Annotated in this window: 21 protein-coding genes; 13 read left to right on the forward strand and 8 right to left on the reverse strand. The window is 56.4% G+C overall.

Features of this window, described 5'->3' with window-relative positions; genetic code table 11:
- Positions 1 to 68: 68 nt before the first annotated feature.
- The 5 genes from ACT2B1_RS19295 to ACT2B1_RS19315 are packed head-to-tail and all read right to left on the reverse strand — an operon-like array spanning position 69 to position 4,181.
- Positions 69 to 860, reverse strand: coding sequence for an ABC transporter permease (locus ACT2B1_RS19295; RefSeq protein ID WP_171125728.1), 792 nt, complete (start codon positions 858 to 860; stop codon positions 69 to 71).
- A complete protein-coding gene (locus ACT2B1_RS19300) occupies positions 857 to 1,576 on the reverse strand; it encodes an ABC transporter ATP-binding protein (protein WP_171125731.1) in 720 nt (239 codons plus the stop codon). Before ACT2B1_RS19300 ends, ACT2B1_RS19295 begins: the two co-directional genes overlap by 4 nt.
- Entirely contained in the window at positions 1,573 to 2,025 is a 453-nt protein-coding gene (locus tag ACT2B1_RS19305) for a cupredoxin domain-containing protein (protein WP_481669185.1), read from the reverse strand. Before ACT2B1_RS19305 ends, ACT2B1_RS19300 begins: the two co-directional genes overlap by 4 nt.
- A 21-nt stretch (positions 2,026 to 2,046) precedes the next feature.
- Positions 2,047 to 3,009, reverse strand: a complete 963-nt coding sequence (locus ACT2B1_RS19310) for a YVTN family beta-propeller repeat protein (protein WP_171125734.1) — start codon at positions 3,007 to 3,009, stop codon at positions 2,047 to 2,049.
- 5 nt (positions 3,010 to 3,014) lie between these two features.
- Positions 3,015 to 4,181: an ABC transporter substrate-binding protein gene (locus ACT2B1_RS19315; RefSeq protein ID WP_481669186.1), complete on the reverse strand. Its 1,167-nt coding sequence runs from the start codon at positions 4,179 to 4,181 to the stop codon at positions 3,015 to 3,017.
- Positions 4,182 to 4,340: 159 nt separating this feature from the next.
- Between ACT2B1_RS19315 and pedF the strand changes: the two genes are divergently transcribed.
- The 6 genes from pedF to ACT2B1_RS19345 all read left to right on the forward strand — a co-directional run bounded on the left by pedF (position 4,341) and on the right by ACT2B1_RS19345 (position 10,347).
- On the forward strand, positions 4,341 to 5,021 hold the full coding sequence (gene pedF / locus ACT2B1_RS19320) for a cytochrome c-550 PedF (protein ID WP_171241342.1): 681 nt from the start codon (positions 4,341 to 4,343) through the stop codon (positions 5,019 to 5,021).
- A gap of 17 nt (positions 5,022 to 5,038) precedes the next feature.
- On the forward strand, positions 5,039 to 5,935 hold the full coding sequence (locus ACT2B1_RS19325; RefSeq protein ID WP_171241343.1) for a substrate-binding periplasmic protein: 897 nt from the start codon (positions 5,039 to 5,041) through the stop codon (positions 5,933 to 5,935).
- Between the two features lie 71 nt (positions 5,936 to 6,006).
- Positions 6,007 to 6,564 carry an SRPBCC family protein gene (locus tag ACT2B1_RS19330; RefSeq protein ID WP_171125740.1) on the forward strand — a complete coding sequence of 186 codons (558 nt, stop codon included), beginning with the start codon at positions 6,007 to 6,009 and terminating at the stop codon, positions 6,562 to 6,564.
- A 24-nt stretch (positions 6,565 to 6,588) separates the two neighbouring features.
- Positions 6,589 to 7,074 (forward strand): (2Fe-2S)-binding protein, encoded by a 486-nt coding sequence (locus ACT2B1_RS19335; RefSeq protein ID WP_481669257.1) that lies wholly within the window; start codon positions 6,589 to 6,591, stop codon positions 7,072 to 7,074.
- Between the two features lie 25 nt (positions 7,075 to 7,099).
- Positions 7,100 to 9,460 carry a xanthine dehydrogenase family protein molybdopterin-binding subunit gene (locus tag ACT2B1_RS19340; protein WP_171121281.1) on the forward strand — a complete coding sequence of 787 codons (2,361 nt, stop codon included), beginning with the start codon at positions 7,100 to 7,102 and terminating at the stop codon, positions 9,458 to 9,460.
- A gap of 95 nt (positions 9,461 to 9,555) precedes the next feature.
- Positions 9,556 to 10,347, forward strand: a complete 792-nt coding sequence (locus ACT2B1_RS19345; RefSeq protein ID WP_171121282.1) for an FAD binding domain-containing protein — start codon at positions 9,556 to 9,558, stop codon at positions 10,345 to 10,347.
- 39 nt (positions 10,348 to 10,386) lie between these two features.
- Here the strand turns inward: ACT2B1_RS19345 and ACT2B1_RS19350 are convergent, their stop codons facing one another.
- Positions 10,387 to 11,274 (reverse strand): FAD:protein FMN transferase, encoded by an 888-nt coding sequence (locus ACT2B1_RS19350; protein ID WP_481669187.1) that lies wholly within the window; start codon positions 11,272 to 11,274, stop codon positions 10,387 to 10,389.
- The gene (locus tag ACT2B1_RS19355; protein ID WP_481669188.1) at positions 11,274 to 13,337 is read right to left on the reverse strand and encodes a 4Fe-4S binding protein; all 2,064 of its coding nucleotides are present in this window, start codon (positions 13,335 to 13,337) and stop codon (positions 11,274 to 11,276) included. The genes ACT2B1_RS19350 and ACT2B1_RS19355 overlap by 1 nt, the downstream gene beginning before the upstream one ends.
- A gap of 198 nt (positions 13,338 to 13,535) precedes the next feature.
- Here ACT2B1_RS19355 and pqqA point away from each other — a divergent pair, with 198 nt between their 5' ends.
- From pqqA to pqqE, 5 genes are read left to right on the forward strand one after another with little or no spacing between them, the layout of a single operon-like run.
- Positions 13,536 to 13,643: a pyrroloquinoline quinone precursor peptide PqqA gene (gene pqqA, locus ACT2B1_RS19360; protein WP_170537497.1), complete on the forward strand. Its 108-nt coding sequence runs from the start codon at positions 13,536 to 13,538 to the stop codon at positions 13,641 to 13,643.
- Between the two features lie 26 nt (positions 13,644 to 13,669).
- The gene (gene pqqB, locus ACT2B1_RS19365; RefSeq protein ID WP_171124980.1) at positions 13,670 to 14,557 is read left to right on the forward strand and encodes a pyrroloquinoline quinone biosynthesis protein PqqB; all 888 of its coding nucleotides are present in this window, start codon (positions 13,670 to 13,672) and stop codon (positions 14,555 to 14,557) included.
- Complete coding sequence (gene pqqC, locus ACT2B1_RS19370; RefSeq protein WP_171123175.1) at positions 14,554 to 15,282, forward strand: pyrroloquinoline-quinone synthase PqqC; 729 nt, start codon at positions 14,554 to 14,556, stop codon at positions 15,280 to 15,282. Before pqqB ends, pqqC begins: the two co-directional genes overlap by 4 nt.
- On the forward strand, positions 15,279 to 15,566 hold the full coding sequence (pqqD, locus tag ACT2B1_RS19375) for a pyrroloquinoline quinone biosynthesis peptide chaperone PqqD (protein ID WP_171123177.1): 288 nt from the start codon (positions 15,279 to 15,281) through the stop codon (positions 15,564 to 15,566). Before pqqC ends, pqqD begins: the two co-directional genes overlap by 4 nt.
- Positions 15,563 to 16,642, forward strand: coding sequence for a pyrroloquinoline quinone biosynthesis protein PqqE (gene pqqE, locus ACT2B1_RS19380; protein WP_171123179.1), 1,080 nt, complete (start codon positions 15,563 to 15,565; stop codon positions 16,640 to 16,642). Before pqqD ends, pqqE begins: the two co-directional genes overlap by 4 nt.
- A 21-nt stretch (positions 16,643 to 16,663) precedes the next feature.
- Here pqqE and ACT2B1_RS19385 read toward each other — a convergent pair whose 3' ends face one another.
- On the reverse strand, positions 16,664 to 18,013 hold the full coding sequence (locus ACT2B1_RS19385) for a tetratricopeptide repeat protein (RefSeq protein ID WP_171124984.1): 1,350 nt from the start codon (positions 18,011 to 18,013) through the stop codon (positions 16,664 to 16,666).
- 169 nt (positions 18,014 to 18,182) lie between these two features.
- On the opposite strand from ACT2B1_RS19385, the gene ACT2B1_RS19390 reads away from it, so the two are divergent.
- Positions 18,183 to 18,323 carry a hypothetical protein gene (locus ACT2B1_RS19390; RefSeq protein ID WP_481669189.1) on the forward strand — a complete coding sequence of 47 codons (141 nt, stop codon included), beginning with the start codon at positions 18,183 to 18,185 and terminating at the stop codon, positions 18,321 to 18,323.
- Between the two features lie 21 nt (positions 18,324 to 18,344).
- Entirely contained in the window at positions 18,345 to 19,517 is a 1,173-nt protein-coding gene (gene gntH / locus ACT2B1_RS19395) for a guanitoxin biosynthesis MBL fold metallo-hydrolase GntH (protein ID WP_481669190.1), read from the forward strand.
- The last annotated feature ends 30 nt before the right edge of the window (positions 19,518 to 19,547 follow it).

Consider the following 19,547-nt stretch of genomic DNA (forward strand, 5'->3'; position numbering starts at 1 on the left):
CCTCCGATTGCCGGGCATTATAGCGCATCCCAAAGGTCATTTCACTTGTGTTGTGGTCGTAGAAAACGTCAGCCAGCCTTGCGCTTCATTCCGCGAGATGGGTCATAGCCCCACAGCGCCAGACCCAGAAACACAAGCCCAGCAAGTACAGTCCAGGCAAATGCGGTGGCATTGAATTGTCCATAAAGCGCAAATCTGATCAGTTCAACGGCATGGGTGAAAGGGTTGAGGGCACAGATATCCCTAAGCAAAGCTGAACTTTCAGCCATTTTCCATAGCGGATAGAGAGCGGAAGACAGGAAAAACATCGGAAAGATGACAAAGTTCATCACCCCCGCAAAATTCTCAAGCTGCCGGATTGCCGAAGATAGGGCCAACCCAAGGGCACCCAGCATCAGCCCTCCGACAATCAAAGCCGGAAAGGCATAGATGTATCCATTCCACGGCATGTCGATTCCATAGATCGCGGCCACCGCCAGAAAAGTATAGACCTGCAAGATCGAAATCGTCGTGCTGGCAAGCAACCGGCAGAACAACAACCACCATCGCGGCAACGGGCTGGTCAAAAGCAAACGCATCGAACCCATTTCGCGGTCGTAAACAAGACTCAGAGAGCTTTGCATCCCGTTGAACAGCAGGATCATCCCGCACAAGCCCGGCACGATGTAAATCTCGTAGGTGATGTAGGTCTGATACGGCGGCGTGATCGAAAGCCCCAAAGCCGCGCGAAACCCGGCGGCAAAAACAATCAGCCAGACCAATGGGCGTATCAATGCTGCGATGAACCGGCTGCGCTGTCGAACAAAACGCAAGGCCTCGCGCAACAGGATTGCCCAAAGTGCGATCAAGCCAGCCTTCATGCCACGGCCCCAGTCATCGACAAGAAAACGTCCTTCAAAGGCGCGCCATTCGTAATTTCTTGGCTTGAACCCTGTTGCAAAAGGCGTCCTTTGTGAAGGATGGCGACCTGATCATCCGTGGAAATCTCATCTGTCAGATGCGTGGCCCATAATACGGTCATGCCTTCCTGCGCGGACAGGTCATGAACGTGTTTGGTGATCGCGGTTCGGGCGGCAGCATCCAACCCGACAGTTGGCTCGTCCAACAACAAAACGGATGGCGAATGGATCAGGCACCGGGCGATTTCCAGCCTTCGGCGGTGCCCCCCGTTAAGATCGCGCGCACGTTCCCCAATGCGTTCTGCCATGTCCAGTCGCTCTAACGCGGCTTCGATACGGCTTTCGGCTTCTCGGCCTGATAACCCATGAAGAGCCGCAAAATAGCTGAGGTTTCGGCGGACGGTCAGATCCAAATCCAGAGTGGGCTGCTGAAAGACTACACCAACCTGAGCCAAAGCTTGACGCGGGTGTTTCGAAATGTCGAAACCCGCAATCTCGATCATCCCGCCACTTGTGGTCATCAAACGCGTCAAAAGGGAAAACAAGGTTGATTTCCCAGCACCGTTTGGCCCCAGTAACGCACAAAACGCGCCTAGGGGAACGTGAAAGCTCACATCATCCAAAGCGTGCTTTTCGCCATAGGCGTAGCTGACATTTCGGACCGAAAGCCCCGTCACTTAATGGTAATCTCCAACCTCTGTGTTTCGCCGGTGCTGCCCGGCACTTTCAGATAGTAGCTGCCAGGTTTGATAGCGACAAAACCTATTTCCATCTCACCGGCTTCGTCAAACTCGATTGAATCAACACCAAACGGTCGGATCTCAAGCCCCTCGACCACGATTTCGTCGACCCAGATTGCCCTAAAGAACTCGGGCCCGACAATAGCCAGTTCCTGACTGCCGTCGCCTTGAATTTCAAACTCGTAATAGGTGCCTGATTTCAGCTCCCAAGGGGCGTCTGCCAAAGGTTCCCCGGCCGACAAGATAATTGGTGGCAGGTCTTCCTTGTTCTTTGCCGAAAGCAAACCGGCAAGACCAAAGCCGTTATCGTCATCTTCATCGTCGGCCAAGGCTGTTGTCGGCAACGCCAAAGCAAGCAGGGCTGCCACATGTACCAGTCGCTTCATTTCAATTTCTCCTACAATTGTTCAGTTGGTTGGGCGGAAAGCAGCGCCCCAGGGGAACCGACCAACCTTGATCGTTTTGACAGGCTCGCGCTTGGCGACATCGATCACTGTTACATCCCCTGACACACCATTCGTTGTGAACAGCAGCGACTTGTCGGCATTGAAGTCCATGTGCCAGACACGGCGGCCGACAAGGATGTAATCCTCGACTTCATAAGTTTCGGCATTAACAGCCGCGACATGGTTTGACGGCCCCAGCGCGACAAAAGCCGTTTCATCACCTTCGGACAATTCAAACCCCACGGGTTGAACGCGGTCCGGGTGGACACCTTCAACCTCGAATTTGATCTTGGCTTTTTCGGTTTGGGTTTCGACGTCAAACACGGTGATAGTGCCGCCAATCTCTGAACTCACCCACAGCTCGGTTCCGTCCTTGACGAATTCCGCGTGGCGGGGGCGTGAATCAACCAGAGTATTGGCGAAAAGCTCCTGCGTTTCGGTGTCAATCCAATGGGCCATATTGGTCGTTTCCGAGGTGGTAATTGCGATCTTCCCGTCCGGTGACACTGCCATTCCTTCGGGCTCAATCCCTACATCAATCTGTGCAATGACCTCACGGGATTCCGTATCGACAACCGTTGTAATCGCGTCATCTTCGTTTGCGATGTAAAGATGACGGTCGTTCGGATGCAGTACAAACTGTTCCGGGTCCTCACCCGAGGGCAGGTCGTGCAATATTTCACCGGTTTCCGGATCCATGACCTGTACTGCATCACTGTCAGAGGCGCAGATGTACAAAACCGAAAAATCCTTGGAGAACGTAATCCCCCGCGGACGCTCTCCGGTTTCGATGGTGCGAATTACCTCAAGCGTGTCGATATCAATAACACTGAGCGTGTCGTCCTTCTCGTTGCTGATCCAGATCTCATCCGCTGCAACAGGGGTGCAGATGGTTAGTGCGGCGGCAATTGCAGTCAGTCTCATAGAATTTACTCCTTAAACGCCTGGCACTGGCTTTCGCCCTGATCGATTCCCAGCGTGTCTAGTTCGGTGCGCTGGTGAAGGAACCCCTCGAGCGGCGCCATTGCAACCACGGCGCGATCCGTCACCAGGGGGATGGGTTGGCGCAACTGACCATTCCATGCCCGAAAGTTCATCGGGCGTCCCTTGAAACCCGCCAATTCAAAGTCATCCGACAACAAATATGACCGCAAAACAGCGGGATCAGTCGAGTTGGTACGCGTTATCGCCTCTCCCAGGGACCGGAACGCCGCCCATGCGGCATAGTCCTTGGGCATCATTGACCGTCCCGATTGATCAACAAATCTGTTCTGCATCTGGACCGCGCCCCATTGCTCGACCACGCGTGACCACGTCACTGGCTTCAGCCCTTCGGAACCAGCAACTGGTCTGGGTTCCCACGTGTTAAACGGAATATAACGGCCAAAATCGTTCAGCTCATCGGCAACCAGCAATACGTCATAATCACCGAAATCCTGCGTAAACAGGGGCACTTCTTGCGACGCATTACGCCGAAGGTCGGCATCAAAAGCCCACGTTTTTTCCGCCTTCAGCTCAAGGCGGAACTTCTGCAATGATCGCTTTAAAGCGGCCGCAAAGTCCAGATCACCAGGATGTTCACCTGTAATCAAAGCCAGATCGTCCCATCGGCGCTTTACCAGAAATTGCGCCAATGCATCGGTTCGCATCACGTCAGAAGGCAGCGTGTGCAATAGATTTGCGCGGCACTCCTCCTCTCTGATCAACACATCCGGTGCAGAAGCGTTGAATAATATGGCCGATGACGCTTCGGGCAAATCCGCGACGTCCATTTGCGCCTGCGCAGGCGCATCCAGAATCACAAAAGGTGTTTCATTCAGTGCAGTCCGCGCGGCACCCAGCCAGTCTTCGCCTTCAGGCACGGCCACGACTGTAAGTTCATACTTATGGCCGAGAAACTTCGCTGTTGTCAGATTGTCAGCCAAGCCCAGTTCAGCACCGGCCATACCCAGATCGTCAGGCAGCGGGTCGAGGTTTGACAAAACCGGCGGGCGCGGAACTTGAAGCTGCAGGTAAGTAACTGAGATTGCAATCTCGGCCAAAACCGCGCCCGGCAACATTATCAATGCCGCGACAACACTCAGACAAGTCTTCATTACCATGCCTCCTCCCAGGCAGTTCAAATAAAAAACGCCGATTTGCCTCGGTACCATTGGACCTTAGTCGCAACATTGGCCTGATCTGCAACCAAGGTCGAATTTCCCGCTGATTCCCGCTGCGCTATGACCGGGAAAAGCATCGTAAAGGAGGATAGGATGCGTCTAGTTTTCTTTAGTGCCGTTCTGGGCGCCGTCGCCGCTGGGGGCATGGCACTGGCTCATGGCGATGTCGCCCCGCAACCCGTCAACACCGACGCCCTGCCCGAGGTGGGTGACGAATGGCTGATCGAAAACCCTTACCGCGACAAGGGAGAAGAGGTGTGGCAAGCGGCGATCGCAATCGGTGATTCCGGATACAATCAGAACTGTGCGCGCTGTCACGGTCTTGGAGTGGTTTCCGGCGGTCTGGCCCCTGATCTGCGCTATCTGGAGGCCGAAGAATACGGTGACGAATGGTACGTCGAACGCTTCCGCGACGGTTACACCCAAAACGGGATCACAAAGATGCCCGCGTTCGGTGAACTACTGGGGCAGAAAGCAGCCTGGGCCATACGGACTTATATTGAAACTCGCCCCGACGACGGCGCGCTGGAAGATCACGCCGAGCGCCTGAAGGAAATCCGCGACACTCTCACCAATATGGCAGGTGGCGGAGAAGGCGACGCAGAGGCGTTGAAGTCCGAACTCAATGAGATCGCTGAAACGATCGAAACGGGTTCGGGTGCTCCGGTCGCTGACAGCGTCGCTTTGCGGGCTGCGGTTCTGATCTCGGGCGAAAACCCGGATTTTGCCGAAGCTGCCGAACAATTGACTATCGGATTGTCTGCCGCGCAATAGCGCAGCAAAGTGGGCACATGATCAAACACCTTTTCGTTTTCTCCCTGTTGGCCGCAACCCTTTCCGCCGGAACGGTATCGGCCAGGTGTGAAGATCATGTGCCCCAACCTAAACCTCAGAATGCAAGCCGGGACATTGTCGGGGCCGATCTCGATACGATTGTCGAGCGCGGATATATCGAGTTCGCAGCTTACGAAGACTTTGCGCCTTGGTCCTTTGAGAAAGACGGCCAGATACAGGGCGTTGATATTGATATCGGCAAACTGATTGCCGATGACTTGGGGGTCGAGGCCAGGTTCAATCTAGTCGCCGCCGGGGAAAACCTTGAGGCCGATCTACGCAACTGGATCTGGAAAGGTCCCCTGATCAACGGGCGCGTGGCTAATGTGATGCTGCACATTCCTTACGACAGCGAATTTGCCTGCCGCGTGGAACAGGTTGTGTTCACCGGTCAGTATCACGACGAAGAAATAGCCATCGCCTATCGCAAGGATGCGTATCCTGATGACCCGCCGGTCCCTGCCTATTTCCGTTTTGACACAGTCGCGGTCGAAAATGACTCGATTGCCGATTTCTTTCTATCGGCCTTTCCGGGCGGTCAGCTTGCGCAGAATGTGCGCCGCTTTCCAACAGCAGGTCTTGCGATGGAGGCATTGGCAGCAGGCGAAACCATGGCGGCCATGGGACCACGCGCCCAGCTTGAGGCTGGTTTGACACCCGAATTGGATGTTCACACCCCGCCCCTGCCCGGCTTTGCGGTCAGCACCTGGACCAGCGGCGTGGCAGTTCACTTCGCTTATCGCGGTCTCAGCTACGCAGTGGATGACGCGATTTATGCGGCGCTTCAGGATGGCCGGATCAAGCAGATTTTTGCGGCGCACGGCCTGACGCATTCGCCACCGAAACTTCGGTGACTACACCCAAGGTCTTATAGGCACCAAGTGGATCACCGCTTAACTTAACGAAAAATACTGGAGGGAATGACATGGAACTTCATGACAGTCGCGTCATCGCGGCACCACGTTCCAAGGTCTGGGAATCTTTGTTGTCAGCCGATGTTCTGAAAGAATGTGTCCCCGGCTGCAAAGAAATGTCGGGAACGGCAGAGGATGGCTTTGCCGCTACGGTGGTACAGAAAGTCGGCCCGGTAAAGGCGACTTTCAAGGGTGAAGTGACCCTGTCTGACATGGTCAATCAGGAAAGCGTCAAGTTGTCGGGTGAAGGCAAAGGAGGGGCCGCCGGTTTTGCCAAGGGCGCCGCAGACGTCACTCTGTCCGACGTGCCGGAAGGCACGTTGCTGTCTTACAATGTCGATGCGCGTGTGGGTGGAAAGCTTGCCCAGTTAGGTGGGCGGGTCATCGACGGCGTGGCCAAGAAAATGGCCGACCAGTTCTTTGAGAACTTCCAGAATGTGGTTGAAGAAGAGCCTCAGCTCGAAACAGCAGACGCTGCGCCGCAACCCGCGGCCACGCCTGAGCCTGCTCAAGCTGACGCGCAAACCGAAGAGAAGAAAGGATGGCTCAAGCGCCTGATCGGTGGTTGAGCTGAGTATTACAGGGAGGAAAATCTGATGAAGATTTCGATGACTGTGAATGGCGTAGCTGTGAGCGGTGAGGTTGAGGGTCGGACGTTGTTGTCTGGTTTTTTGCGCGAGCATTTGTCTTTGACTGGTACGCATGTTGGGTGTGACACGGCGCAATGTGGTGCGTGTGTTGTGCATGTGGATGGTCAGGCTGTGAAGTCGTGCAACATGTTGGCTTTGGAGGCGGATGGAGCCGATGTTGGCACGATTGAGGGTCAGGCCAATGCGGATGGGTCGTTGAACGTGATTCAGCAGGCGTTTCAGGATCATCACGGTCTTCAGTGCGGCTTTTGCACGCCGGGGATGGTGATGAGCGCGGCGGCTTTGCTGAAAGAGAACCCGCGCCCGACGGAAGGAGAGATCCGGCATTACTTGGAGGGCAACCTGTGCCGGTGCACGGGCTATCATAACATCGTCAAGGCGATCATGGCCGCATCTGGTCAGGACGTGAGCAACATCGCCGCCGAATAAGCGGCCCGAGGGAGGAGAACAAGCAATGCCCAAAGACAGTGGCATCGGAGCCAGTTCCAAGCGGCGCGAGGACGTGCGCTTTCTGACCGGAGCAGGCAATTACACCGACGACATCAACGTGGCCGGACAGGCCTATGTGTATTTTCTGCGCTCGGATATCGCGCATGGTAAGATCAACAGCATCGACACCTCGGCGGCCGAGGCCATGCCGGGTGTGGTCAAGGTGTTTACCGGCAAGGATTTCGAAGGGGTGGGCGGCATCCCCTGCGGCTGGGAAGTGACCGACAAGCACGGCGCACCCATGCAGGAACCGGCGCATCCCATTCTGGCACAGGGCAAGGTGCGCCATGTGGGCGATCCCATCGCCGCCGTGGTGGCCGACAGCCTGGCCCAGGCCCGCGATGCGGCCGAGGCGATTGACGTCGACCTCGAGGAACTGCCTGCCGTGATCGACATGAAGGCGGCGGTGCAGGATGGCGCGACGCTGGTCCATGACGATCTGAAGAACAATGTCTGCTATGACTGGCAGTTGGGCGAGACCGACGATGCCAAGGTCAACGAGGTGTTCGCCAATGCGGCCCATGTGACCACGCTGGATCTGGTGAACAACCGTCTGGTTGCCAACCCGATGGAGCCGCGCGTGGCGGTGGCGGAATACAGCCGCGGGACCGAGGATTATACGCTCTATACCACCTCGCAGAACCCGCATGTGATCCGGCTGCTGATGTGTGCCTTTGTGTTGGGCCTGCCCGAGCATAAGGTGCGCGTGGTGGCCCCGGATGTGGGCGGTGGCTTTGGCACCAAGATCTTCCACTATGCGGAAGAGGCATTTGTGACCTTTGCCGCCAAGGCCTGCAACCGGCCCGTCAAATGGTCGGCCAGCCGGTCCGAGGCGTTCATGTCCGATGCCCATGGCCGCGATCACGTGACCACGATCGAACTGGCGCTGGATGCGGAGAACAACTTTGTCGGGCTGCGCACCAATACGCTGGCCAATATGGGGGCTTATCTGTCGACCTTTGCCAGCTCGGTACCCACATGGCTGCATGGCACGCTGGCGGCGGGCAATTACACCACGCCGGTCATTCAGGTGAACGTCAAGGCGACCTTCACCAACACGGTTCCGGTGGATGCCTATCGCGGCGCGGGCCGGCCCGAGGCGACGTACCAACTGGAGCGCGTGATCGACAAGGCCGCGCGCGAGCTGGGGGTCGACCCGATTGCCCTGCGGCGTCAGAACTTCATCACCCAGTTCCCCTATGACACGCCGGTCGCGCTGACCTATGACACCGGGGACTATAACGGGACCATGGACAAGCTTGAGGCTGCCGCCGATCTGGCGGGCTTTGCCGCGCGGCGTGCGGAAAGCGAAGCCAGGGGCAAGCTGCGGGGCCTGGGCATCAACTGCTATATTGAGGCGTGCGGCATTGCGCCCTCGAACATCGTGGGGATGCTGGGCGCGCGTGCGGGTCTGTATGATGCCGCCACCGTGCGGGTGAATGCCACCGGCTCGATCAGTGTCATGGTGGGCGCGCACAGCCATGGGCAAGGGCATGAGACCGCCTTCCCGCAGATTGTGGCCGACATGATCGGCATCGACGAGTCGATGGTCGAGATCGTGCATGGCGATACGTCCAAGATCCCGTTCGGCATGGGCACCTATGGCTCGCGCAGCCTCGCGGTCTGTGGCTCGGCCATGGTCAAGGCCACCGAGAAGGTGATCGACAAGGCCAAGAAGATCGCAGCCCACCTGCTCGAGGCCTCCGAGGCGGATATCGAGCTGAAGGACGGTCAGTTCAGCGTCGCGGGCACCGACAAGTCGGTGGCCTGGGGCGATGTGACCCTGACGGCTTATGTGCCGCATAACTACCCGCTGGAAGTCGAGCCGGGGCTGGAGGAGACCGCGTTTTACGACCCGGCCAACTTTACCTTCCCCTCGGGCGCCTATGCCTGCGAGGTCGAGCTGGACCCTGAGACCGGCAAGGTCACCATCGAGGCGTTCACCGCGGCCGATGACTTTGGCAACATCGTCAACCCGATGATCGTGGATGGCCAGGTGCATGGCGGTATCGGTCAGGGCATCGGTCAGGCGCTGCTGGAGAACTGCGCCTATGACGAGAACGGTCAACTGCTGAGTGCGTCCTATATGGACTACGCCATGCCGCGGGCCGATGACGTGCCTTTCTATGGCGTGGATCATTCCAGCCAGACGCCGTGTACGCATAACCCGCTGGGTGTGAAGGGCTGTGGTGAGGCCGGGGCCATCGGCTCGCCCCCCGCTGTGGTCAATGCGGTTCTGGATGCGATGCATTCGGGTGGCAAGGCTGTCGATCACATCGACATGCCGGTGAGCCCGTCGCGCGTCTGGGCGGCGATGAACAGTTGAGAGGTTGGGGTGCGAGGGGCCAGCCCCTCGCGCTCCCCGGGATATTTATAGCCAGATGAAGAACGGATCCGTGTTCTTCGGAAAGGAAATGCGAAATGTACAGTTTCGAGTTTGAGAAGCCTTCGACCATTGCCGATGCGGTTGCCGCGTTGGGGGCCGAGGACGCACAGGCGTTGGGCGGGGGGCAGACGCTGATCCCGACGCTGAAGCAGCGGTTGGCGGCCCCTTCGGCGCTGGTATCGCTGGGTGGGATTGCCGAGATGCAGGGCGTGTGCGTCGAGGATGACGGCTCGGTCTCGATCGGCGGGGCCACGCCCCATGCGGTGGTGGCGCGCGAGGCGGCGGGGTCCTATCCTGGGCTGGCGGCTTTGGCCGGGCAAATCGGTGATCCGGCGGTGCGCAATCGCGGCACCATTGGTGGCTCGGTGGCCAACAATGATCCGGCGGCCTGTTATCCGGCGGGCGTGCTGGGATCGGGCGCGACCATTGTGACCAACGCGCGGCAGATCGCGGCGGATGACTTTTTTCAGGGCATGTTCACAACGGCGTTGGACGAGGGCGAGATCATCACCCAGATCCGCTTTCCCGTGCCGCAGGCCGCGAGCTATCAGAAGTTCCTGCAACCTGCGTCGCGCTTTGCGTTGGTCGGCGTCTATCTGGCGCGGTTCGCAGATGGCGTGCGCGTGGCTGTCACCGGCGCCAGCGAGGATGGCGTGTTCCGTTGGTCCGAGGCTGAACAAGCGCTCAACACCGAGTTCCGCCCCGACGCCCTGACCGGCCTGAGCATCAACCCCGCAAACATGATCGGCGACCTGCACGGCAGCAAGGACTACCGCGCCCACCTCGTCAGCGTCATGACTAAACGCGCAATCAATGCCTGCTCGTAACACACCAATAAACCAAGGCCCGGAAACAAAGGGCCTTGGTTACACGGTCAAATATCTGACCCTACCGTCAGGAAGCACGCAATAGGCGGACGGGTATCCGTTTGTTTTCGCAAGTGTCCGTTCGATTTCATCCACACTCAGGTAACAAAACGCTGTGGACAGTGCATCGGCGGTTGTTGCATTCGAAGCTTCAACGCTGACCGTCGACCACACCGGCGCGCCGTGATTTCTGGGATCAAGAATATGGGTGTGCTCTGCGCTCAACCTCATCGCTTGCGGGCTGGATGTTGCGATCGCTCTGTCCTTCAGTTGGACAGTCTGAACGATGCCATGACGAGGGTCGGAAATACCCAAAGTCCATACCTTACCACCGGCGTGAAACTCTCCGACATTGACCAGAACTTTGGTCCAGCCTGACTGTTTGAGGACACCGGCAACCATATCTGTCGCATAGCCCTGCGCGATGCCGTTCAGTGTCAATTTCTGACCACGGCCAAGAATAATTCTGTCTGGAGAAATCTTCACACGGTCCCAGCCAATTAAGCCTTTTGCCGCGTCAAGATCTCTGCCCTTGGCCAATGCTTCCCACAACGGTTGAACCGTTGGATCAAATTGGCCACCTGTCAAAATGTACGCCTCTTGGCAGGCCAGAAGTAGCTGAAGAAATTGCGGTGATGGGTTGCGCAGGCTGCCTTGGCTGTTCAACTGCGACAAGGCTGAACTGGGGCGATACAGGCTGAATTGGTCCTCACAATCTTGCAGCAACGCGGTCACTTTTTCTATGGCTGCGGCGGCAGTGGTGGGGTCTCCCTCAAAGGTCAGGCTGACTTCGGCACCCAAAGCGTATCCGCGCCAGGTCGTTGTCTGAGCGCCAGCGGGGGCGGCAATTGCAGCGGCAGAGATTGCTAGAAAACGGCGGCGTTTCATCACTTGGCAGCAACCTTTCGTTCCTGACGGCGGGCGGCAATGATCAATGGGACGCAACGCTGACGGTCGTCGTGAATTGCGACGCAGTCCAAACATTGGAAGCATTCATTGTACTGGATTTCCCCAGTCTTTTTGATTGCACCATATTTACACTTTACCCGGCAAAGTTGGCATGGCGAACCACATTCAGCCTTGCGGTCGATCCAATCGCGTCCGCGTATAAGCCCTCCGATTGCCAAAAACGCGCCCAACGGGCAGACATAGCGGCAAAACCCTTTGAACATGACCATGCCCAGGAAAAGCCAGAAGGCGGCATAAACGGCATAGTACCATTCGCGCACGAAGAAAGTGGTGATAGCGGTTTTGAAAGGTTCCACCTCGGCGGCTTTGTCGATCTGATCGGGGATCGTAAAAACGACAACGACAAGACCCGCGAGCACCACGTATTTCAACCATTTCAAACGCTGGTCCCATTTGTCGGACGGTTCTATTTGCGGAATCCGCAAAGCCCTTCCTACATGGTGCGCAAATTCCTGCAGCGCGCCAAATGGGCAGAGCCAGCCGCAAAACAGCCCCCTGCCCCACGCGACAAGACCAACAATCGAAACCGCCCAAATCAGGAGCGAAAAGGGATCATAGAGAAGAAACGCAAAGCTGCCTCCCTCGAGTGCGGCGCGAAGGGTGCCGAGAACCGTCACGATTGACAATTGCCCCTGACCCCACCACCCGACAAATCCAACGACAACAGCCAGAATGCCAAGGCGGTACGGAGTGAACATTGGCTGGGCGGCAAGTGAATTCATTCGGAATCCAAGCACGGACACCAGCCCAACCAAAAATACCGACAGGATAATCATGTCGGATTGGCGGCTTCTCAGAGCTTCCAACCACGGGGGTGCAGGTTTGATCTGAACGGGTCGGGAAAAGAAGCGATCAGGGGTTGAGTGTGAGATTTCGAGTGTTACCGACCCGGTTTCCGGCTGGAACATGCCATGTTCCCGCACGGCCAATACCTTTAGAATCCAGTCCCGCGAAGGATCAAAACCCAATCGCCGGTCTGTCCGCAGGATCATGGCAGTGCCATCTGGCGCGCCATCTGCCAGTTCAACAAGCAGGTCGGCATCGCGCAGGGCCACTGGCAATCCATCCTGTTCGGCTGAAATCCAATCAGGCGCTGTGTTTCGAACGAATTCATCACTAACAAGGCCGTGTCGGGCGGTTTCGATCAGAAGGATCGGCTCATCATTGTCCGAAATCTCCATAAAACCCTGCAGTTCTTCGAAACTGCCGGTCGAAAGCGCAGCACGGGCAATTGATTTAGGCCCCAAGTCCACGATCCACAGGTCGAGATACGGCTCATCCGGGTAATCCCGTGCCTCGGGGTCGTCATCTTCCCACAAAGTGCCAGCAAAAAGTGCGTCCACTTCGGAATTTGACAGCGTTTTGTGGGTTGCGATCCCGGTGGCGATCAAGTCATCCCAAGTCAGGTTTTCGTCATGATCCGGGTTCGGGAAGGCGGGCGGTGACGTCGCCAAGCCCTGCATCTTTTCCCGCGCCACCGCAAGAGCAGCGCCCATGACCGATTCATGCGCGATGCGGACACTGGCAGTGGCCTTGGTAACGCCGTCGAGGTAAACAAGCTGTGATCCCGATGCGGCGTCGCCGTACTGTGTGCCGACTACGATTGAGTCCGAGATCGAATGTCCCCCATACTGCTCAAAGAACTTGTGAAAGGGCGCTTGTCCCAAACCTGAGACAAAGATCGGTTCATTATGCTCAATCAGTTGGACGTCCATGAACCGCCCTTCCAGGTCCAATACAACCAACATGTTGATCGGCGCTCCGGAAAAACCCGGCAAGGGCGCTAAGGGCTCAGTTTCAAAAACAAATCCGGCCTCGATACCGCCCGAATTCAGGAGCGCATAGACCCCTTTGTCGTTCAGGGCGTCCCCAAGGGAAAACGGCGCACGAATAAAGTCCTCGAGTTTTTCCCGCGGCAGCGGTTCAGCTTCAGCCATCAGGCTGCCGAATAGCAGGATAATCATTGCAACCAGCGTGCGCATGGGCTGAACACTATATTTCCCATCACACGCAGGACATTCGACGAAAGTCCTAAAACGCAGTTTGCCTATCTCGGGCCATTGACGATGCGCGTAATGGATCAGACAATGAGATTACAGTCTTACGACCAAAGCAGCATTTTCCCGATAAGGTGCCGGTTGTAGGTTTTTTGCTGTAGTCACCCAGCTGTGGAGGAATCAATGACCTGGAGCACGCCTAAACTGAAGGAAGTGAATTGCGGCATGGAGATCAATATGTATTCTCCGTCCGAGGACGAAGGCCGCGAGCACGAGCGCGACCTGTTCTAATCACTTAAGCTCAGCGGAGGCCCGAGGTGCGATTTTTGGTTCTTGGGGCTTCTGCTGGTGGCGGACTGCCGCAATGGAATTGCGGCTGCCGGAATTGCCGGGACGCACGTAGCGGGGTTATCCCTCCATCGGGTCAGTCTTCATTGGCTGTGTCACCTGACGGTGAAAACTGGAGCATTCTGAACGCTTCACCAGACATCCGGCAGCAGATGCTGGACAATCCTCAACTGCATCCCCGATCAATTCGCGACACACCTGTTGCGTCGGTTCTGCTGACGAATGGGGACATCGACCACATTGCGGGCCTTCTCAGCCTGCGCGAGCAGACACCGTTTTCGCTGTTTGCCACCGGAGATATTCTTGATGTTCTGGCAGCAAACAAAATTTTTGACGCCGTGAACCGAGAAAAAGTAACACGTTCCCGCATCGCCTTGGACAAAGACTTTGCCCTACAGGATGGTCTGCAGGCACGGTTGTTCGCTGTTCCGGGAAAGGTTCCCTTGTTCATGGAAGGCGAGGCCGTAGACACCAACCTGATGGGCGAACAAACCGTTGGAGTGCGCCTTTCGACTGGTACCAGAGTGGCTTATTACATTCCCGGCTGCGCACGGGTAACGCCAAAGCTGCTGGATCAGCTTCGTGACGCGGATCAGCTCTTCTTTGACGGAACATTGTATGAAGACGACGAGATGATCCGTACGAGCACCGGGGTGAAAACAGGTCGGCGTATGGGTCATATCTCGGTCAACGGGCCTGAGGGGTCGATCGCGCAACTGGCCGGAGTAACGGCTGCCAAGACGTTCATCCATATCAATAATACAAACCCGATGTTGCAACCAAACAGCCCCGAGCGCGCTGCCGTTGAAAAGGCTGGCTGGTCAATCGCGTTTGATGGGCAGGAGATCGCAATATGAGCCGAGAGACCTTGGAAGCCCGTCTGCGGCAGATCGGACAAGAACGGTATCACGACAAACACCCCTTTCATCACCGTCTTCACAGCGGGCAGTGTTCACCGGATCAAGTGCGCGCCTGGGTGATCAATCGCTGGGCATATCAAGCCGCAATCCCTTTGAAAGACGCAGCTTTCATGTCGCGTTGCGCGGACCCGGACATTCGCCGTGAATGGCGCTCGCGCATCGAAGATCATGACGGCGGCGTTGAAGAAGGTGGCGGCATCCGACGTTGGTTGAAACTGGCCGAAGCCGTGGGGCTGGACCCCGACTACGTTGCATCGGGCCGTGGAGTGCTGCCCGCAACTCAGTTCGCTGTCGATGCCTATGTCCATTATGTTCGTGAACGCCCGATGCTTCAGGCCGTCGCGTCATCTCTGACCGAGTTGTTTGCGCCCAAAATCCACGAGCAACGGATCGAAGGACTGTTAGCTCACTATGATTTCGCAAACGCGGATAGCCTGTCTTATTTCCGTAAGCGCCTGACTCAGGCACCCAAAGACGTGGCCTTTGGCCTCAACTGGGTGTTGGATCATGCGGATACAGCCGAAAAAGAGGATATGGCCTGCGACGCGCTGATATTCAAAACCAACGTGCTTTGGGCCCAGTTAGACGCGTTGTGGTCAGCTTATGTCACGCCGGGCGCGGTCCCTCCCGGCGCATGGAAGCCCGGAGAAGGCATGGCATGACCCTGGCGCTGCGCAAAACCGACCGTCCTTACCTGCCCCGCGGGGTCCGCGTACAACGCGACGAGAAACGCAACCGAACCGTTTTGATGGCGCCCGAAAAAGTAATCGAGCTGGACGATATCGGAGTTGCGATCCTGTCACGGATCGACGGCATGACCAGACTTGAAGACTTGGTTCAGGATTTGGCCACCACCTACAACGCGCCAGCCGAACAGGTAGAACCTGATGTCCAGCGATTTCTGCAAGCCTTGCGCGGCCGGCTTTACGTAATGGTGAAGGAATGACCCCATCTGCGCCAATAGCCCTGCTTGCAGAGCTGACACATCGCTGTCCGCTTAGTTGTCCCTATTGCAGCAACCCGGTCGAGTTGGAGCGTAAAGAGACCGAACTGGACACGGAAACGTGGAAAGAGGTCCTGGGACAAGCGCGCGACCTTGGTGTTTTGCAAGTGCATCTGTCCGGCGGAGAGCCTGCTTCGCGCCGCGACCTCGAAGAACTTACGGAACACTCGGCTGGGCTTGGACTTTATACTAACCTGATCACATCAGGCATTGGATTGACACCCAAGCGTCTGGACAATCTGGAAGCCGCAGGACTGGATCACATCCAATTGTCGCTTCAGGGCACAAACGCCAACCTTGCAGATTTTATCGGCGGGTATCGCGGTGGGTTCGATCGCAAAATGAGCGTTGCCAAAGACATCCGGGAAAGGGGCATTCCGCTCACGCTGAACGCGGTAATGCACCGGAAGAATCTGGATGATCTGGACCGAACCATTGAAATGGCCGTCGAACTTGGCGCGCGACGGCTCGAAGTTGCCTGTGTCCAGTTTCACGGCTGGGCGCTGCAGAACCGCGCCGCCCTGCTGCCGACTCGGGAACAGACCCAGGCTGTGAAGGAAACAGTGGCCCAGGCCGCCCGTCGGTTACAGGGGGTTCTGGCCTTTGATTTCGTCCCGCCAGATTACTATTCCGATTTTCCCAAGGCGTGCATGGGTGGGTGGGGATCAACCGGTTTGAACATTACGCCCAACGGTACGGTACTGCCCTGCCACGCAGCCCAGACACTGACCCATCTCAGGTTTGAAAACGTCCGCGACACCGGGCTTGAAGATATCTGGTACAAAAGCCAAGCCTTCAACGCCTATCGCGGAACAGATTGGATGCCCGAACCTTGTCAGAGCTGCGACCGAAAAGATCTGGATTTTGGCGGCTGTCGGTGTCAAGCCCTTGCATTGGCTGGCGACGCCGGAGCAACGGATCCCATATGCAGGAAATCGCCACTTCACGCGAAAGTCACTGAGATTTTGCATCAGGAACCAAACGCGCAGGAAAGCGACCTAGTTTACCGAAGACTTTGACCCTTGATAATTGGCGGGCCTTTATTGCGACGCCGCTGTTTCTTGCGACGGTCCAGTCCACCCTAATGCGACCAGCCTATCAATAACCGCCGCTGCATGTGCGTCATTCCTGTAGATACTTTTCAACATCGCATCGACCGGCACTTCCGGCCAGGCAAGCTCCAGCTCTGCCAGTTTCGCGCGCGCCTCTGGCTTGCGTCCCAAAGCCGCTAACGAAGCGGTCACATAAGCCAATGACGGCGCGCTGAGAGGGTCGCCCAGCTCCTTCGCCTCTTCAAACCTTGCAATCGTCGTTTCAAATTCACCTAGATGAAAATGTGCCGCTCCAGAGATGTTGCGATTGGCAAACCGTTGATTGCTGGACTCCAGCAAAGACAGACGATCCGCAATTTCGACAGCTTCTTCGAAGTCACCCGAAAACAGGGCAACAGCACCCAGAAAATCCAGAATGGCGCCGTCTGCCGGGTCAAGCTGGGATGCACGCCGCCCAAGCGTCAAAGCCGTCTCATAATCCCCATTGGCAAAATAAGCCCAGCTTTTTGCCGACTGGCTCCACCCATGCTCGGGCGCCAGTTGCATCGCTTCGTTTGCGAAATCCATAGCAGCCGTCGCGTAGTCAGATTTCTCCTGCAACTCAGGGGTCAGGATGGACAGCGTCGCCAGAGTCTGTGCCGCTCCTGCGTACCCTCCGAAATAGGTTGCATCCATTTCGATGACCCGTTCAAACACCGAAAGGACCAGTATCTGTCTTTGCAAATCAAAAATCGGGAAAGTCATCACGCGCGCCTGTTGCGCAAGGTTGTAGGCCTGCAAAGCAGACGGAGACTTTTCATAAATCGCGGCGTTACGCAGCAAGTCGGGCTTTCCCACCGCAACATTATCAGGCTTTGAACCGGAACCCCGCTCCGACGTTACAGGCAAAAAGCTGACCGCCAAGACCGCGCCCAAAAACACACCTGCGGAGAACGTCGTAAGTGGCAACCAAAATATTTTTTCTGACTTACGGGGTTCGGGCTGAATACTCTTCGTCGCAGGCTCAAATCGTGGGCGATACCCTCCTGTGTCGATGTGCAATCGAACGGGGTCAAACTTACCAACGCCCTCGTAATACAGTTCCAAAAGCTGCCGAAGTCGCCGTGCGTCTACGCGGACGACGTTTTCCGGGTCTATGCCTTCTGACGTGTCGCGGTCATAGACATCCTGCGCGACCGTCTTTCCGCGAATATCGGCCCCCCGACCTGCGATCTCTTCCTCAACCACATAGTTTAGAAAAGAACGCAACCTATCCGCGCCATCGAAATGCGTATCGTCCAACACATTGGCAAGCGCACGGCGCTTGTCTTGTTCTGAGATTCCATCTGAAGCGGCCATCACATTCAGATACTTGCAATTAATTCGACGTGAGTCACCCGGATTTTCACCGTGAGTCACTTACGCGAAGTGCCATCACGGTGCAGAATTAAAAGGGTACACCCCGCAGGTAAGCCTAACTGGTCTGCGATCCGAATTGCATTGTCATTTGATCACAAAGGGGAAATCCATGTCACGGCGCACACGTTTTTCACATCTCGGCAAACACTTTTCGATCGGGCTGGTCTTTGGCGCGTGGGCTATAGCGCCCCAGACCTTCACCAACACCATAGAGGCTTTGTTCGTACCAAATGCCGCCTATGCACAATAAACCCAGGAGGTTTCGCCAACAATGGTGCGCGACCGCCCCCGTGACGTTTATTACCCGAACACCGAAGATCTGGCTGAAGACGAGATGCGGGTCATCGCCTGCGGCACCGGGATGCCAACCACGCGTGCAGCACAGGCTGCGGCGTGTTTCCTTGTTGAATTGGGAAACGGCGACAAGTTCCTGTTCGACATCGGATCAGGTTCAGCGGAACGAATTTCATCATTGCAAATCCCCTACAACTATTTGGACAAGGTCTTTGTCGGGCACCTCCACACTGACCATTTCGGGGCCTTGCATGACCTCTTTATCGGCGGTGCATTGATGGGGCGAAACGTGCCATTGCGCGTGTGGGGGCCAAGCGGCCCAGTGGAGGAACTCGGCACGGCATATGCGTTGGAGAACATGCGCAGGATGCTGACATGGGACCTTGCAGCAAGGGCGGGAAACACAGATTTCCGGGGCTATAACCTCGAGATAAACGAGTTTGACTACACCGGTGAGAACCAGATTGTTTATGAAAGCAACGGTGTTACCATCCGTTCCTTTCCGGCAATTCACGCCATTGATGGGTCAGTTAGCTATGCATTGGAATGGAACGGTCTGAAATTTGTTTTTAGCTCTGACACGTATCCTAACAAATGGTTCAAGGAACACGCGCAAAATGCCGATCTAGCGATCCATGAGTGTTTTATTGCGGTGCCGGAATTGGTCACTAAAATGAAATTTACACCCGAATCCGCCCTTCTGGTGGGAACACAGGTTCACACGGCCCCAGAAGCCTTTGGAAAAGTCATGAGCGACATAAAACCCCGCATGGCCGTCGCCTATCACTTTTTCAATGACTTCGACACGGCCAACGGTGTCTATGAAAGAATACGCTCCACTTATGACGGACCACTGACCCTTGCAGACGATTTCATGGTCTGGAACGTCACCAAGGATGACATCTCAGTCCGCATGGCGGTCACAGAAGAACACACATGGGCGCCGCCACTGGCCGCACCCGCACAGGCGCCCGATATGCAAGACCGTATCGATTTCTCGGAAAAAGCAGGCGTACCACAAGAGGTCATGACGTTTTCACAGTTCACTCTGGACGGGATCGACGATGTGGATGATGTGCTCCGCCCAATCTACGAAGAAGCGTCAGAAGTGTTGGGGCAAACGTTCCCCTACCCCGGAGATGAGCAGTAATTCGACATCGCCGGAACCGGGTCGGGTAGG

Source organism: Ruegeria sp. S263, from assembly GCF_056780525.1.

Excerpts from the sequence above, each read along its gene's own strand:
- gntH (WP_481669190.1), top strand. The coding sequence starts at position 18,345 with ATGGTGCGCGACCGCCCCCGTGACGTTTATTACCCGAACACCGAAGAT.
- ACT2B1_RS19345 (WP_171121282.1), top strand. The coding sequence starts at position 9,556 with ATGTACAGTTTCGAGTTTGAGAAGCCTTCGACCATTGCCGATGCGGTT.
- ACT2B1_RS19350 (WP_481669187.1), bottom strand. The coding sequence starts at position 11,274 with ATGAAACGCCGCCGTTTTCTAGCAATCTCTGCCGCTGCAATTGCCGCC.
- ACT2B1_RS19330 (WP_171125740.1), top strand. The coding sequence starts at position 6,007 with ATGGAACTTCATGACAGTCGCGTCATCGCGGCACCACGTTCCAAGGTC.
- ACT2B1_RS19355 (WP_481669188.1), bottom strand. The coding sequence starts at position 13,337 with ATGCGCACGCTGGTTGCAATGATTATCCTGCTATTCGGCAGCCTGATG.
- ACT2B1_RS19390 (WP_481669189.1), top strand. The coding sequence starts at position 18,183 with ATGTCACGGCGCACACGTTTTTCACATCTCGGCAAACACTTTTCGATC.
- ACT2B1_RS19315 (WP_481669186.1), bottom strand. The coding sequence starts at position 4,181 with ATGAAGACTTGTCTGAGTGTTGTCGCGGCATTGATAATGTTGCCGGGC.
- pqqA (WP_170537497.1), top strand. The coding sequence starts at position 13,536 with ATGACCTGGAGCACGCCTAAACTGAAGGAAGTGAATTGCGGCATGGAG.
- ACT2B1_RS19325 (WP_171241343.1), top strand. The coding sequence starts at position 5,039 with ATGATCAAACACCTTTTCGTTTTCTCCCTGTTGGCCGCAACCCTTTCC.
- pedF (WP_171241342.1), top strand. The coding sequence starts at position 4,341 with ATGCGTCTAGTTTTCTTTAGTGCCGTTCTGGGCGCCGTCGCCGCTGGG.
- pqqD (WP_171123177.1), top strand. The coding sequence starts at position 15,279 with ATGACCCTGGCGCTGCGCAAAACCGACCGTCCTTACCTGCCCCGCGGG.
- ACT2B1_RS19340 (WP_171121281.1), top strand. The coding sequence starts at position 7,100 with ATGCCCAAAGACAGTGGCATCGGAGCCAGTTCCAAGCGGCGCGAGGAC.
- pqqE (WP_171123179.1), top strand. The coding sequence starts at position 15,563 with ATGACCCCATCTGCGCCAATAGCCCTGCTTGCAGAGCTGACACATCGC.
- ACT2B1_RS19295 (WP_171125728.1), bottom strand. The coding sequence starts at position 860 with ATGAAGGCTGGCTTGATCGCACTTTGGGCAATCCTGTTGCGCGAGGCC.
- ACT2B1_RS19305 (WP_481669185.1), bottom strand. The coding sequence starts at position 2,025 with ATGAAGCGACTGGTACATGTGGCAGCCCTGCTTGCTTTGGCGTTGCCG.
- ACT2B1_RS19310 (WP_171125734.1), bottom strand. The coding sequence starts at position 3,009 with ATGAGACTGACTGCAATTGCCGCCGCACTAACCATCTGCACCCCTGTT.
- pqqC (WP_171123175.1), top strand. The coding sequence starts at position 14,554 with ATGAGCCGAGAGACCTTGGAAGCCCGTCTGCGGCAGATCGGACAAGAA.
- ACT2B1_RS19385 (WP_171124984.1), bottom strand. The coding sequence starts at position 18,013 with ATGGCCGCTTCAGATGGAATCTCAGAACAAGACAAGCGCCGTGCGCTT.